We start from the raw sequence: 14,872 nt of genomic DNA on the forward strand, positions 1-14,872 counted from the left end.
AAAGATATGATTATAAATGAGACAGCGGGAAGTATTAAACAGTTTGATACGGCAAACCGCACCATCGACTTTCTTGAAATAGAATGGTATGAAGCAACAAAACGCATTCAGCGAAAAAAAACGAAAAGCGGACAAGAGATTGCCATTAAGTTTTTAAAAGAAGGACAGCGCTTAAAACAAGACGATGTTTTATATGCAGATGATCATAAACTAATTGTAGTAGATATTATCCCTTGTGATGCAATTGTGGTAAAACCAAATTCACTGCTGGAAATGGGAAGTGTATGTTATGAAATAGGAAACAAACATCTGCCTATGTTTATCCAGGATGATGAGGTATTGCTGCCTTTTGAAGAACCAATTTTTAAATGGCTTTCGGCAAGCGGTTACAGTACGGAGAAAATCTTTACTCGTTTAACCAATATCGTAAACTCAACAGTGCAGCCGCACGGACATTCAGAAAGCAGCTCGCTTTTCTTTAAAATTATGAATATCGCCAAGTAATGTTGAGATACTTAAAACACAAAGTAAGATGAAAAATTTTATAGGCAGTCTGCTCCATCTCAGTGATCCTACTTTGCCAATTGGCGGTTACAGCCACTCAAACGGATTAGAAACGTATGTACAGCAAAAGCTGGTAAAAGATCCCGAAACAACAGCCTTGTTTGTGCGAAATATGCTGAAAAATAATCTGCAGTACAACGATGCCGCTTTTGTGAGACTGGCATACGAAGCAGCGCTGAATAATAATATTGATTTGTTGCGAAAGCTGGATGACGAATGCGGTGCCTTAAAAACAGCTCGTGAAATCAGACAAGCCAGTCAAAAATTAGGTCTTAGACTCATCAAGATATTTAAACGCCAAATCGCAACAGACCTTATTAATGAATACGAAAAAGCAATTGTAGAAAAAAGATCCGAAGGACATTATTGTATTGTGTACGGCGTATATGCGGCATTATTGGATATTCCGCTTGAAGAAGCACTTTATGCCTTCTTGTACAACGCAGCAGTCGGGATGGTTACAAATGCTGTAAAACTCGTTCCGCTTGGACAGCTCGACGGACAGGACGTTTTGCACGATATGCAAAAAGTAATTAATACCGTTACCGAAAATGTAATGCAGCTCGACCGAAATCTTGTAGGCTTATGCAACATTGGGCTGGATGTAAAATGCATGCAGCACGAACAATTGTACTCACGCTTGTACATGTCTTAAAAAGAAAAATTAAAAATAATCAGCGATACAGTTATTGTATCCTATAAAAATAAAACAAAATGAAAGAAAGAAAATATATTAAAATAGGAATTGCCGGTCCGGTAGGATCAGGAAAAACTGCATTAATCGAGCGTTTGTCTCGCAGACTAATGAACGAATACAGCATTGGCGTAATTACCAATGATATTTATACAAAAGAAGATGCCGAATTCCTGACTAAAAACAGTATGCTTCCTAAAGAACGCATTATTGGTGTTGAAACTGGCGGATGCCCTCATACTGCCATTCGTGAAGATGCGAGTATGAATTTGGAAGCGGTAGAAGAAATGGCTTCTCGTTTTCCTGATATTGAATTGATTTTAATTGAAAGCGGCGGAGACAACTTGTCGGCTACTTTCAGCCCTGACTTAGCAGACGTTAGCATTTTTGTTATTGATGTTGCCGAAGGAGATAAAATTCCTCGTAAAGGCGGCCCTGGTATTACCAGATCTGATTTGCTTGTTATTAATAAAATAGATCTTGCTCCTTATGTAAATGCAGATCTTGGAGTTATGGAACGTGATGCGCGAAAAATGCGTAACGGACAACCTTTTGTATTCACCAATTTGATGAGCCTTCAGGGACTTGATATTGTGATTGGCTGGATTAAAAAATATGCTTTACTCGAAAATACCGAAGAACCGCAATTGGTTCGATAAATGGTGGTATTAACACTCAACTATTTCAAATGATCAATAGATTAAATATTGTCAGTGGATTTAAAGACGAACGTTCTTATTTAAAAGATGCCTTCTTTACAAGACCTTTCCGAATAGCTAATATTAGCGAAGATAGGTCAGATCCGTCACTTTATCTTATGGTAATGAGTTCCTCTCCCGGAATACTCGATAACGACCATTATGATATCAACATCGTATTGGAACCAAAAAGCCGTTTGCTGCTCGAATCGCAATCCTATCAGCGTTTGTTTAATATGCAGGATGGTGCGCAGCAACAAATGAAGGTTACGTTGCAGGAGAATAGTACATTCAGTTATGTACAGCACCCGATAGTACCGCATGAAAGGTCAATTTTTAAAGCGCATAACGTAGTTAATCTAGAAGGGAATTGTAATCTTACATTGGGAGAAATCATTACCTGCGGCAGAAAACACTCGGGAGAAGTATTTCTTTTTTCAAAGTTTCAAAACCTGACGGAAGTATTTCATAACGGAAAATTGATCTTAAAAGATAACATACTGTTAGAACCTTTATTGGCAGATGTTGAAACCTTGGGACAAATGGAAGGTTATACGCATCAAGGAGCATTAATTCATATCAATACCGGAAACTGTGATTTAGAATCTCTTATTACCGCAACTTACTCAGATTTAGAAATCGAAGAAAATGTAATTTTTGGAGTATCGCAGCCTTTTGTAAATGCCATGATAGTACGTATTCTGGGGAATGGCGGCGAACAATTGTATAACGCCTTTAGGAAGATACAAAGTAGAATCTGGCAGATGGAAAATCAAACAAATATTGAAAATCAGGAAATAGAGCCTGCTGAAAATTACATCTAATGGATACAACATTAACTACGCTGGTATTATCAGCAATTACAATAAGCTGTCTGCATACCGCTTCTGGACCAGATCATTATTTACCGTTTATTGTATTATCAAGATCAAGAAAATGGTCTACTGCAAAAACAGTCTGGTTGACTATAGTTTGCGGTCTGGGACATATTTTAAGTTCAGTTATACTCGGATTAATTGGCGTTTTAGTCGGCTGGCAGTTGTCTAAATTGTCGATGTTTCAGGATGTAAGAGGAAATGTTTCAGGCTGGTGTCTGCTTGTATTTGGACTTCTCTATTTTATATGGGGAGTACGAAGTGCTTATTTAAATAAACCTCACAAGCATTTTGAAGTTTACAACGACGAAGATATTTATGTTTATGAGCATCGCCACGGACAAGCAGTTGCCCCAAAAGACCGAATCAAAATTACACCCTGGATTTTGTTTGTCATTTTTGTAATGGGACCAAGTGAACCTTTGGTACCGCTGTTATTTTATTCCGGCATACGACGATCATCCTTAGAAGTAATCATTTTAATTACGGTTTTTGCAGTCTTTACAGTCCTTACCATGCTTGTCATGGTTCTGATTGGCTGCTATGGTTATTCATTTTTTAAAACAGACAAACTAGAACGCTATGTACATGCCATTGGAGGCGGAGTAGTTATGATATGCGGTATTGGCATGGTGTTTCTAGGTTGGTAAAATTCAATTTTTATGGAATCAAAAATTAGTCTTCATATTAAAACAATTTTGACCAGCATTGGTCAAATTATGCTGCAAGAAAATCCATGGACAGGATTGTTATTTCTGGCAGGTATATTTTATGGTTCGTTTACAATGGGTATAGCAGTAATCTTATCGGCATCGATTGGGTTAGGTACCGCAATACTATTAAAATTTGATAAAAAAGAAACGACTCAGGGACTTTATGGATTTAGTGCTTCGCTGGTGGGAGTTGCCTTAACTTTCTTTTTTAAACCAGAATTGGTAATATGGATTGCTGTTATCATAGGATCTGTAATCGCCACTATTTTGCAGCACATTTTTATAAGCCGAAAAATACCGGCATTTACGCTGCCATTTATTCTCGTTACCTGGATCTGCCTATATGTTTTTCATAACCTGTACGTAGTAGGAGGTCCGGTAATGGGAGCAGAACCAGATACCGATTTAAATGAACTTGCAACGGTTGCACATGGTTTTGGAGAAGTTATTTTTCAAGGCAGCATTCTTACCGGAGTTATCTTTATTCTGGCCGTTTTTATCAACAATCCTGTTGCTGCTTTGTACGCAATAGCTTCTGGAGTATTAAGTGCTTATATATCGCTTCAGTTTTCGGAACCTCAAGCAGATATACACATGGGCTTGTTCAGTTTTAACGCCGTACTTTGTGCTATAACTTTTTCTGGGACTCGTGTTAAAGATGGTGTCTATGTACTTTTTTCAATTATTGTCTCAACCATTATAGACATTTTTATGGTAAAAATGGGCTGGCCACCGCTTACTTTTCCTTTTGTTGCTTCCAGCTGGATTACTATCCTTGTTAAAAAGACTGTTCCAAAACAGTTTCAATAAAAATATCCGCCTTATTAAATAATTAAATTAAGATGAAAAAATACGCACTATTAAGCGCATTACTTTTTGTAGTGTGCAGCTCGACCTATGCCCAGATTTCTTTTGAATCTAAAGCACAAACATCAGATAAACCGCTTTATGAAATGGAATTTTCGCCTCGCCTTAAATTAAATGGCTACGTTAATTTGGGAGGAAATGATGTTAAGTCATCACAATCGTTTAACCTAAATTCTGCAGATCCTTACAACAAACTAACAGATAAAAATGCAGATGCCAATATGTACCAAACCCAGCTGGCATGGAAAACTACTTATAACGGTTTCGAAAACGGACCATTAGTTACTTATGTAGAAGCCCAATGGTGGGGAGGCCCGGGAGCAGGAGGAAACCTGCAATTGAGAGTTGCTTATCTGGATTACAACCATTGGCATGTGGGGCAGGACTGGAGTTTCTTTGGAGCCGGAGTTTCAAGCTGGTACAATACTTTAGACTGGGAAGGACCAAACTCAGGTTCATGGGCAAGACATGTACAGGTTAAGTATTACAATAATTTCGGGAAAGATAAATTATGGAAGTTTGAAGCTGGAGCAGAAACTACAGCTCAGTACCTGAAGATAGCCGGAGGAAGTACGCCGGGACAATTCTCTGTAGATCCTATAGCGGCATTTACCAAATATTCGCAAGATGGAAGTTTTGTTCGCCTGGCATTTATGGGACGTCCTATTCGTTATGCTAAAGAAGATAATTCGAATGCACTTGAAATGGGCTGGGGAATTAATGCAAACCTAAAAAGAAAGCTGAATGATAAAAGTTACTTCCTGGCGCAAGGACTTGCAGGTTCTGGTATTGCAGGTTCTTACACTTTATCAGGAGCTTTATTTGGCGGTGGCGGCGCAGCTAATATGTATGATGGAATTTATGATCAAAACGGTAATTTTAAAACCGTTCCTGTTTATGGAGGTTCTGCCGGAATTGAATACTTTTTTGGAGTCAAAAAGAACCTGCACTCTAATCTAGTATTAGGATATACGAATATGAGTTACAATGCATCACCATTTTCATTAGTACAAAGCAAAGTGATTAATGACAATACAGCAGGAGATTTTGTAACAAAAAGCAATGACAAAAACACTCATACCGCTTTAACTTATGGATCTGTTAATATGATGTACGATGTTACCAAAATTGTAACAATGGGAGTGGAGTATAATTTGGGAGCTAAGCAAATTATAAATTCAACTACAGAAAGTTCTATGGTAAATCGTGTTGCTTTAGGATTAAAAGTAGGATTCTAAAAGAATGATTTAAATAAGTAATTGTTAAAAAAAACAATTACTTATTTAATATCTCCAAACGAAAAGCAGACGGCGATTTGTTTGTCACTTTTTTAAAGACTCTCGAAAAATGAGAAATCGAATGAAAATTAAGTTCGTAGGCAACATCGGCAATTTCGCGTCCCAGATCGCGAAGTAATATCTGACTGTGCTGCACGCAAATTTCATTGATCCATTGTTTAGGAGGTTTTCCTGTTGCTTTCTTGATACATTTGTTGAGGTACGTTTCGGATATATTTAATTCCTGCGCATAAAAGAAAACATTTTTATGCTCTTTATGTTCCTGCTGTAATTTTTCTCTAAATCGATACGTAATATCCAGTTCGCGTACCATAGGCGAAGGTTTGTGAGTTGTGTGTTTAATTATTTTCAGCATTATGGCACGGAAAAAAGTAATGCAGATATCATCTTGAATTTGTTCTGTCTGTAATTCTTCTTCCAGTAACTCAAATGTTTTGATTAAAAAAGTATAGGCACTTTCGTGAAGCAAGATAACAGGATCTGAAGCAAAAAATATACTGTCTTGTCTGCTTAAAGCAATAGATGGGATAATATCATTTTCGTAAATCAGATAAAAGCCTTTTACATCTTCAGATAATTCAAGGGTCCTCGTAATACTGCCTTGTTTGATATTTAGAATCTGTCCGGAAGTTATCAGGTAATTTTCGGTTTCCAATTGCTGTTTGAGATAACCATCCGTAACAAATAACATAAAATTAAAAGAGGTTCTGTAAGGCGCTACAGGAATTACGATTTCTTTTAAATAATGTTCTATGCGGTACAATTGCAATTGCGATTTATTGTGCAATATATGCTGGTCTACATCTGGTAAAAACTGCGATTTGTACTCGTAAGTACTAAGAATTTGAATAGGTTTTTCCATCGATTGGAGGCTGTAATCTTTATATTTATATTACAAAAGCGACGGTAAAGTTACTTCAAAAAACAAATCGTAAAACACGCTCCTGCAACACTATAAAGTATAATCCTTAATTTTAAAGGATTTACGCCGTAAGATTAAACTTAGCCTGATATAAAAAAAACTTTTGGTGGATAATTTGCCCTTAATTAGAATCAAATTTGGCATTTTTAGGCTGTTCAATTTCTTAAAATAGGGGGAAAGTTATCGGAAATCTTTCCCCTCAATTTAAGAAGGATGAACATATAAATTAATGTTTATTAAACAGGAATGTTTTGATTGCTTTGCTTTCGCCAAAGAAAAACAGAAAAAGCATTTACAAAAGCCAGAATCCATAAAACAGGGCTGGAAAAAAAGCTTTCATAACTTCTTCCGTTTGGAATTTCTACAAAAGGAACAGTAATAAAAACATCCAGAAACAAAGCCGTAAGCGACATTATGATGCCCAGCTGCAGACCGCTCATTTTATACTTTTTCCAATAATAAAACTTCGCAGCACCAATGGCGAAAAACACTATCCAAATGGTGACCATAAAAGATTGCCAGAAAAAGGAATCTTTTACAAATAGAATTTGTTCCAATAAATAAAAAGACAAATTCACGGCAATCCAGACCAAAATACCCGAAAAGACGGCTCTTAGATATTTCATGATCTTAGCTTTCGGGATTCCAAATTCCGGTTTTGGCCGTTTCTTCCGCGTAAGCGCTAAAATCTTTTGGCTTTCTTCCCAGTACTTTTTCAATGTCTGAAGTTAAGGTTGAATTTCTTCCGTCTAAAACCTGTTCAAAAAGATAATTAACCAGCCAGATATGATCGTCAGGAACCTGATATTCTTTGAGCATCTGAGTATATTCTTCTAAACTCAAACCCTGAAAAGCAATGTTTTTACCGCTGGCATTGGCAATTTCATTTACAGCATCTTTAAAAGTAAGCAATCTTGGTCCGGTCAGTTCGTATGTTTTTCCATTATGATTTTCGTCAAGAAGTGCAGCTGTTACAACATCGGCAATATCATCGGCATCTGTAAAAGGTTCAAGCGCTTCGGCTCTTGGCAGTGCCACAACCCCATAAAGAATTGGATCTAAGAAAAAGCTTTCGCTGAAATTTTGATTGAACCAGCTCGCGCGGATAATCGTCCAGTTTTTGGCATTTTTCTTTACAATTTCTTCGCATACCTGAGCTTCTTTTTCGCCTCTTCCGGAAAGCAAAACTATTTTTTGCACGCCGGATTCTGTGGCAAGTTTCGTGAAATTTTCTATTGCTTCTGCAGCAAAAGGAACGGCCAAATCAGGTTGAAAAGTAATATAAACGGTATGAATATCTTTTACAACATTTTGCCAGGTTTCAGGATTTTCCCAATCAAAGGGAATTTTTTCGTTTCTGGAACCCAAACGAATTTCTACTTCAGGATTATTTTCTAATCTTGCGGCAACTCTGCGTCCTGTTTTTCCATTGGAACCCAGAACTAAAATTTTCTTTTTCATATCAATAGTTTTTTAGTTGATTACTGATACAAAGTTGCTTCGATTAAAAGGAAATCATTTGTTGTAAAAGAATTATGATTTGTTTGAAAAGAATTGTTGTTTTACATCATTCGGGCGCATTCCGAATTTTTTGTTGAATGCATTCGAAAACGAACTCAAACTTTCATAACCCACTTCCCAAGCCGATTCCTGTACTGTTTTTTCGCTTTCGCGGAGTAACTCATACGCTTTGTTTAATCGTTCTTCCTGAACATATTTAAAAACCGGAATCCCGAAAAGCTCTTTAAAATTCTTCTTTAATTTATTGCTGTTCAGTCCCACCATTTGCGATAATTGCGTTATCGATGGCGGTGTAGAATAGTGGGTAGTAACAATTTCTTTGGCCTGAAAAAGTTTGTTTTTGTCAATTTCTGACATATCCGATTTTTTTTCAGAAGCTAAAAGTGCATAGAAATGAGCCAAAAGTTCATTGACCTGACTTTTTAAAAATAACAAACGCGTATTTCCGGTATACGATGTATTAAATATTTTCTGAACCGCCAGTTGCATTTCGAGCGTCATATAAAATGACGGACCTTTTACAAAATGCTCTTTAGGGTTTAATAACTGCGGTAAATGATTTTCGAAAATCTCTTTTTCGGCATCCGGAAGCGAATTCAGATTTTTTAATTTGGTGAAAATACTAATGGACTGCAGCGGTTTATCGGGTTCTATTTTATGCGAGAATTCGACTTTTTGGTTTCCAAAAAAACAAATCGCCAAACCCGTTGTATTTACTAAATATTTAGTCTGCTTATTGTGCTTAATTTCTAACTCGACATTACCAGAACCATAAAAAGCAAAACCCAGCGCATCACCGTCGATTTCGCATTTTTGAACTATTGTTTTTGTGGTATTCGAGTGCTCGATTAAAACAATACAATCGTGTAATTCCAGAATATCTGTTGTCATAACTGTGGATTGAGGTTAAAACAAAAAGCCTGAAAAGTTACTATTTATTTTTTAATCCGTAAAAATGAAAACAAATCTTATTAAATATAAGGACTGAAAATCAGAGTTTTTGGGCGTTTAAAGAAATTAGCTACACAAAAAGGGAGTTTAAAAAATAAAGTTGAAATTTTTAGCGTAAATCAACAATTACGGCCTTTTTGAAAATCGGTTATTATCACTGTAAAGAATTAAAAATTATTGAATTTAGGAACTTTATTTTTACGTTAATTTTAAATAGCTGCAAAATTAGTAGAGTTTAGCTTACAATTTTAAAAATGGAGCAAAAGTTCTTGGTTCAGACCAAATTAAATATTTTGAAATATTTTATTATGTTTGCGAAATATACCTATTTCAAAACCCGCGACAATTGTCAAATCCAGACTTCAATTACGATCAAGTTTTAATCGAGCGCCTTCGTGGCGGCGATGAATCGGCGTTGACAGAATTGTACAATAAGTTTTGGCAGTCTTTATTTATGTCTTCTTATAATGTTTTGAAAGATAAAGAATTATGTGAAGATATTATTCAGGATATTTTCATGAATATCTGGAACAACCGCGAAAAACTCGAAATCCATATTTCGCTAAAAGGCTATATGTATGCCTGCGCGAGATATCAGGTTTTTAATCAGTTTAAAAAAAATAAAGACAAAATTCATGTCGAATTTTTTGATGATTTAGACAAGCGTTTTCAGCATTCTACCCCAGAAACCCAATTGATGCACGACGAACTGGTGCAGCAAATAAACTCCATTGTAGAAAGTCTTCCTTTAAAATGCCAGCTGGTTTATAAATTAAGCCGCGAAGAACAATTGAGTCATAAAGAAATTGCAGAACGTTTGGACATTTCTACCAAAACAGTCGAAAACCACATTACAAAAGCACTTCAGGTTATTCGTTTATCGATGGGAAGCAGCGCAAGTATGGCAATGGTTTTATGGCTTTCACGAAATCTAATCAAATAGGTATGCTGGTTTTTCAATTAGAAATAGATTTATAAATGCAAAGCTGTTTCTGTTGATATTACTATACGATTTTTCTTGTTTTTTAGCTGTTTTCTCAAATTTTTTAATAAAAATAAAAAAAAATGATATCTCGACTAGGGGGTACCTATCATTTTGCATACTTACTACTTAGACTCTCGAATTAATACAAAATAAAATGAAAAAAGAAGAATTTTTGGTGTTACTAAACAGATATCTTTCTGGTGAAACCAATCTGGAGGAGAATGAAAAATTATTGAATTATTACGAAAGTTTTCAAACCCAGACAGAATGGGATAATACACTGGGCGCAAAAGAAGAATTACAGCATAAAATGCTCAGCAGAATTCAAAACACTTTAAAAGCAGAAGAAATAAAAGTGATACCGCTTAGACCATTTTATTCGAGAACAAGTTTTAGAGTTGCCATAGCCGCAGCTGTTGCGATGCTCATTTCGATTACGTTATTATTCAATACAAAAGATAACAGTAAAAATATTCCTGTTGCCGTAACTAAAAATATTTTAATAGGAAGCGATAAAGCCACGCTTACGCTGGAAGACGGATCTGTAATTGCACTGGAAAAAGGTAAAGATTATCAAACCGGAAATGTTTCGAGCAACGGAGAAAAACTGGTTTATAATGCCGGAAATAAATTGAAAGCAATTGCGAATAACTTTTTGACAATTCCGCGCGGCGGACAGTTTTTTGTTCAACTAGCAGACAGCACAAAAGTCTGGCTGAACTCAGAATCGCAATTAAAATACCCGGTTGCTTTTGTAGATGGTGAAACCCGACAAGTAGAATTGGTTTATGGTGAAGCTTATTTTGAAGTATCGCCAAGCACCAAACATAAAGGGTCGAAATTTAAGGTAAAAACCCAAATGCAGAATGTTGAGGTTATAGGTACCGAATTTAATATTAAAGCATACAAAGACGAAACGGCAATTTATACCACATTGGTAAAAGGAAAAGTAGCGATCGAAAATGCAAAAGAAAAAGAGTTCTTAGAACCAAACGAACAGTCCAGAATTAGCAGTAACAGCAGCGAAATTGCGATTTCTAAGGTAGATGTTTACAACGAAATTTCATGGAGAAAAGGACTTTTTGTTTTCAAAGGAATGCCTTTAAAAGATATTGCAAAAGTATTGTCAAGATGGTATGATGCAGATATTGTTTTTGCCGATCCGGCTTTAGGAAATGTAAAATTTAATGGGGTTTTAAATAAAAACCAAAAACTAGAAGACATATTAACAACCATCAAGAACATCAATTTCATTAATGCCTATGAGATAAAAGACCACAAAGTAATTATTAAATAAAAAGAAAAGGGATTAAAGTTTAGACTTCCGACGGTACCAGACTTTATCCCTTTCTATAGTATTAATCAATTAATCCATTTAACAACCGACCAACCAATTAACATGTAAATTTATGAAATTTAAATTAACCGACGTTCTTTTCTATTTTAGAAAAAGACTAATTATTAACATTATGAGAACTTTTATTTTCTTGTTTTGCACTGCTATTTTTGGTTTTACGCCCGCAAATCTTTTTTCTCAGAATGTAAAAGTTGTAATTCCTGCTGATAAAACAGTAACTGTTGATGAAGTTTTTGATATCATCAAACAACAAACCAATTACACGTTTATTTATCAGGAAGATTTATTTAAAAAATTACCCAAAGTACATCTAAAAAAAGGAAAAATCAGAGTAAACGATTTATTAGAAGCCAGTTTTCCCAGCAAAGATTTTAACTTTAGTTTGAACGGAAATACCATTTTGGTAAAAGAAATTCCAGCAGAGAAAGTGGTCGTATTTCAATCAAAAATGATCGAAATTAAAGGAACTGTTACCAATAATAAAAAAGAACCTATTCCGGGAGTTAATGTAAAAGTTAAAGGAACAAATGCCGCAGCACAAACTGATTTTGATGGAAAATATACTATTACAGCACCTTACGACGGTATTTTACTGTTTATATATATTGGCCACAGAGCCGAAATCGTAGCGGTAAATAATAAAAAAGTAATTAACGTTACGCTTGCCGAAGAAACAAAACAACTGGAAGGCGTTGTAATAAATACCGGAGTAACAGTACGTAAAAAAGAATTAATTACTGGTGCCGTAACCACTTTTAAAGGAGAGGAATTAAGACAAATCTCTACTCAAAATGCGGTTCAGGCATTAAAATCTTTAGATCCGTCATTTATAGTTTTAAATAATAATTTGATGGGTTCTAACCCAAATGTACTGCCTACAATTGAGGTAAGGGGGCAGACGAGTTTAACTGCCAATCAGGTAGACAGCCAGTTTAGAGACGATCCTAATCAGCCGTTGTTTATTTTGGATGGATTTCCAACTACTTTACAACAGGTTGTCGATTTAGATATTAACAGAATCGCCAGTATCACTTTATTAAAAGATGCCGCTTCAACCGCTTTGTATGGTTCACGTTCTGCCAATGGCGTTGTGGTTATCGAAACCAATAAACCAATTCCGGGAAAATTGCAGTTTTCTTATGTTTACAATTCTTCGTTTGAAGTTGCAGATTTAAGCGTTTACAACTTAATGAATTCAGAACAAAAACTCGAATTCGAAAGACTTTCAGGAGTTTATAACTATAACGGATATGTTCCGTACGAGTATTCTATAAAACAGGTTTATGACAACCGTTTAGCAGCAGTGCGACGCGGCGTAAATACGTATTGGTTAAACGAACCCATTCAAATGGGAATTACCTCTGGACATAGTTTGTCTTTTGGAGGAGGATCAGATGAGTTTAGATTTAATATCGCCGGAAACTACAAAAGCTTAACTGGAACAATGAAAGGTTCTGAACACAATACATGGGGATATAATGCTTCGCTGACTTACAGAAAAAACAAATTCAGCATTAATAATAGCTTTTTTGTTTCAGGAGGTGATAATCAGGAATCGCAATACGGTTCTTTTGCAACTTGGGCCAAAACAAGTCCGTATTATCCAAAATACAATGAATATGGCGAAATAACACGTTATTTAGACGGCTCATCATTGCCATTAACAAAAGATAAGATTCTTGTTAATCAGGCAGCTAATCCGCTTTACAATGTCTTTTTGCCAAGTTATGATAAATCAAACGATTTTAATTTTACCAATAACTTTGGTATAAATTACGATGTAAATGCTCATATTAAAACAACCGCAGGTTTATCTGTTTCCAGAAACAGCACAATAGGAACCGTATTTGTATCGCCGGATGATACTCGTTATATCACGAATATTGCAACAGAAAAAGGAAGTTATAACAAGAACGAAGCCATAACAAATAAATGGAATGCCAACCTGGGAGCGACTTATTCTAATGTTTTTGCCAGTGTACACTCTGTTAATTATACCATTAGGGCATCGGCTTTAGAAACAAGAAATAATTTTTACAATACCACTTTAAGAGGATTTCCTCTTGGAGTTCCCGGAAATCCAACATTTGCTTTTGGATATGAAGCAAATGGAAAACCTGTAGTTCGAACCCAATTAATTCGAAGCGTTGATTTAACCAACCAAATCAACTATGCTTACGACCGTAGATTTTTGTTCGATTTTACCCAGACCATATCGGGCGCAACCAATTTTGGAACCAACAAAAAATATTCTCCTTATTGGGGTGCTGGTATCGGCTGGAATTTAAATAACGAATTCAAAATGAACGAAGATATTGTGAACATTTTTAAACTGCGTGCCAATATCGGTCAAACCGGAAACCAGAATCTGGTTGGTTATGCCTCTTATGATGTGTATTCTTATGACATTAATACGAATGTTTTTGGTCCTGGTTTAGCTATTTCTCAGGTAGCAAATCCAAATCTTGAAGCTCAAAAAACAAGAGACGTTTCTTTAGGATTAGATTTAGCTATGTTTCGCAATAGGTTAACCGTAACATTGGGTGCTTACCAGCGCAAGACCTCTCCTCAAATTGTCGCTATAGACCTGGCCGCTTCGACAGGAGTAAATGCTTATCCTTTAAATGTGGGATATCTTACTACTAAAGGAATCGAGTTCAAATTAAACTACAATTTTATCTATGATCTTAAAGATAATTTTGTCTGGGGTGTTGGCATAATGGGAGCCTCTGGCGACAATAAACTGGGTGGTTTCAACAATGCTTTATCATCATTAAATACAGCAGCTCAAAAAACAACCAGTTTAACGAGATATTATGACGGAGCCAGCAGCAACGATCTTTGGGCAGTGCCTTCTTTAGGGATTGATCCTGCAACCGGAAGAGAAATTTTCTTAAAGAAAAACGGCCAGTCTACTTTTACTTTAGATAAAAAAGATGAGGTTGTAATGGGAAATTCGAGAGAAACCGCAACAGGCGTTATTTCTACAAACCTGACTTACAAAGGCTTTAGTTTTGGATTATTTGTACGTTATAGTTTTGGTGCCGAAAGATTTAACAGCGCTTTATACAATAAGGTAGAAAACATTTCGAAGGATAATATCTTCGATAATCAGGATGCCAGAGCCTTTACAGACCGCTGGACAACTCCAGGACAGATGGCTCAATTTAAAGCAATTGGTTTAACCAATAATACACCAATCTCGTCTCGTTTTATTCAAAAAGACGACTATATCTCCGGAGAATCTATTCGTTTAGGATATAGAGTAACAGACAGAGCCTGGCTAAAGAAAACAGGATTAGTTGGTTTAGGATTTAATGTTCTGGCAAACGAATTTTTTCGTGTGGCTACGATTAAAGCAGAACGTGGTATCGAATATCCTTTTTCGAGAATCTATTCACTTAGTTTAAACGCTTCATTTTAATAA

14 protein-coding genes are annotated in these 14,872 nt (G+C 35.8%); 10 read left to right on the top strand and 4 right to left on the bottom strand.

The window, feature by feature from the left end; genetic code table 11:
* Positions 1–6: 6 nt before the first annotated feature.
* Genes ureE through AC1RRQ_RS13145 form a run of 7 tightly spaced genes read left to right on the top strand, consistent with a single transcriptional unit; the run spans position 7 to position 5,649 of the window.
* Positions 7–504: an urease accessory protein UreE gene (gene ureE / locus AC1RRQ_RS13115; RefSeq protein ID WP_493023484.1), complete on the top strand. Its 498-nt coding sequence runs from the start codon at positions 7–9 to the stop codon at positions 502–504.
* A gap of 28 nt (positions 505–532) precedes the next feature.
* On the top strand, positions 533–1,219 hold the full coding sequence (locus AC1RRQ_RS13120) for an urease accessory protein UreF (protein ID WP_493023485.1): 687 nt from the start codon (positions 533–535) through the stop codon (positions 1,217–1,219).
* 59 nt (positions 1,220–1,278) lie between these two features.
* Positions 1,279–1,917, top strand: a complete 639-nt coding sequence (ureG, locus tag AC1RRQ_RS13125; RefSeq protein ID WP_493023486.1) for an urease accessory protein UreG — start codon at positions 1,279–1,281, stop codon at positions 1,915–1,917.
* A 29-nt stretch (positions 1,918–1,946) separates the two neighbouring features.
* On the top strand, positions 1,947–2,780 hold the full coding sequence (locus tag AC1RRQ_RS13130) for an urease accessory protein UreD (protein WP_493023488.1): 834 nt from the start codon (positions 1,947–1,949) through the stop codon (positions 2,778–2,780).
* Positions 2,780–3,481, top strand: coding sequence for a hypothetical protein (locus AC1RRQ_RS13135; protein ID WP_493023489.1), 702 nt, complete (start codon positions 2,780–2,782; stop codon positions 3,479–3,481). The genes AC1RRQ_RS13130 and AC1RRQ_RS13135 overlap by 1 nt, the downstream gene beginning before the upstream one ends.
* A gap of 12 nt (positions 3,482–3,493) precedes the next feature.
* A complete protein-coding gene (locus tag AC1RRQ_RS13140; RefSeq protein WP_493023490.1) occupies positions 3,494–4,354 on the top strand; it encodes an urea transporter in 861 nt (286 codons plus the stop codon).
* 32 nt (positions 4,355–4,386) lie between these two features.
* The gene (locus AC1RRQ_RS13145; protein WP_493023491.1) at positions 4,387–5,649 is read left to right on the top strand and encodes a hypothetical protein; all 1,263 of its coding nucleotides are present in this window, start codon (positions 4,387–4,389) and stop codon (positions 5,647–5,649) included.
* Between the two features lie 37 nt (positions 5,650–5,686).
* Here AC1RRQ_RS13145 and AC1RRQ_RS13150 read toward each other — a convergent pair whose 3' ends face one another.
* From AC1RRQ_RS13150 to AC1RRQ_RS13165, 4 genes are all read right to left on the bottom strand, one after another.
* The gene (locus AC1RRQ_RS13150; RefSeq protein ID WP_493023492.1) at positions 5,687–6,571 is read right to left on the bottom strand and encodes a helix-turn-helix domain-containing protein; all 885 of its coding nucleotides are present in this window, start codon (positions 6,569–6,571) and stop codon (positions 5,687–5,689) included.
* Positions 6,572–6,867: 296 nt separating this feature from the next.
* Entirely contained in the window at positions 6,868–7,257 is a 390-nt protein-coding gene (locus AC1RRQ_RS13155; protein WP_493023493.1) for a DUF5367 family protein, read from the bottom strand.
* Positions 7,258–7,261: 4 nt separating this feature from the next.
* Positions 7,262–8,092 carry a Rossmann-fold NAD(P)-binding domain-containing protein gene (locus AC1RRQ_RS13160; RefSeq protein WP_493023494.1) on the bottom strand — a complete coding sequence of 277 codons (831 nt, stop codon included), beginning with the start codon at positions 8,090–8,092 and terminating at the stop codon, positions 7,262–7,264.
* Between the two features lie 72 nt (positions 8,093–8,164).
* Complete coding sequence (locus AC1RRQ_RS13165; protein WP_493023495.1) at positions 8,165–9,043, bottom strand: helix-turn-helix domain-containing protein; 879 nt, start codon at positions 9,041–9,043, stop codon at positions 8,165–8,167.
* 406 nt (positions 9,044–9,449) lie between these two features.
* On the opposite strand from AC1RRQ_RS13165, the gene AC1RRQ_RS13170 reads away from it, so the two are divergent.
* The 3 genes from AC1RRQ_RS13170 (at position 9,450) to AC1RRQ_RS13180 (ending at position 14,869) form a co-directional block, all read left to right on the top strand.
* Positions 9,450–10,046 (top strand): RNA polymerase sigma factor, encoded by a 597-nt coding sequence (locus AC1RRQ_RS13170; RefSeq protein WP_493023496.1) that lies wholly within the window; start codon positions 9,450–9,452, stop codon positions 10,044–10,046.
* A 196-nt stretch (positions 10,047–10,242) separates the two neighbouring features.
* Entirely contained in the window at positions 10,243–11,385 is a 1,143-nt protein-coding gene (locus AC1RRQ_RS13175) for a FecR family protein (RefSeq protein ID WP_493023497.1), read from the top strand.
* 112 nt (positions 11,386–11,497) lie between these two features.
* Positions 11,498–14,869, top strand: coding sequence for a SusC/RagA family TonB-linked outer membrane protein (locus AC1RRQ_RS13180; protein ID WP_493023498.1), 3,372 nt, complete (start codon positions 11,498–11,500; stop codon positions 14,867–14,869).
* The last annotated feature ends 3 nt before the right edge of the window (positions 14,870–14,872 follow it).

The organism is Flavobacterium sp. GW821-FHT12A05 (genome assembly GCF_058807735.1).

Bases quoted from the DNA above. Each gene is read 5' to 3' on its own strand.
- ureE (WP_493023484.1), top strand. From the start codon at position 7: ATGATTATAAATGAGACAGCGGGAAGTATTAAACAGTTTGATACGGCA.
- AC1RRQ_RS13120 (WP_493023485.1), top strand. From the start codon at position 533: ATGAAAAATTTTATAGGCAGTCTGCTCCATCTCAGTGATCCTACTTTG.
- ureG (WP_493023486.1), top strand. From the start codon at position 1,279: ATGAAAGAAAGAAAATATATTAAAATAGGAATTGCCGGTCCGGTAGGA.
- AC1RRQ_RS13130 (WP_493023488.1), top strand. From the start codon at position 1,947: ATGATCAATAGATTAAATATTGTCAGTGGATTTAAAGACGAACGTTCT.
- AC1RRQ_RS13135 (WP_493023489.1), top strand. From the start codon at position 2,780: ATGGATACAACATTAACTACGCTGGTATTATCAGCAATTACAATAAGC.
- AC1RRQ_RS13140 (WP_493023490.1), top strand. From the start codon at position 3,494: ATGGAATCAAAAATTAGTCTTCATATTAAAACAATTTTGACCAGCATT.
- AC1RRQ_RS13145 (WP_493023491.1), top strand. From the start codon at position 4,387: ATGAAAAAATACGCACTATTAAGCGCATTACTTTTTGTAGTGTGCAGC.
- AC1RRQ_RS13150 (WP_493023492.1), bottom strand. From the start codon at position 6,571: ATGGAAAAACCTATTCAAATTCTTAGTACTTACGAGTACAAATCGCAG.
- AC1RRQ_RS13155 (WP_493023493.1), bottom strand. From the start codon at position 7,257: ATGAAATATCTAAGAGCCGTCTTTTCGGGTATTTTGGTCTGGATTGCC.
- AC1RRQ_RS13160 (WP_493023494.1), bottom strand. From the start codon at position 8,092: ATGAAAAAGAAAATTTTAGTTCTGGGTTCCAATGGAAAAACAGGACGC.
- AC1RRQ_RS13165 (WP_493023495.1), bottom strand. From the start codon at position 9,043: ATGACAACAGATATTCTGGAATTACACGATTGTATTGTTTTAATCGAG.
- AC1RRQ_RS13175 (WP_493023497.1), top strand. From the start codon at position 10,243: ATGAAAAAAGAAGAATTTTTGGTGTTACTAAACAGATATCTTTCTGGT.
- AC1RRQ_RS13180 (WP_493023498.1), top strand. From the start codon at position 11,498: ATGAAATTTAAATTAACCGACGTTCTTTTCTATTTTAGAAAAAGACTA.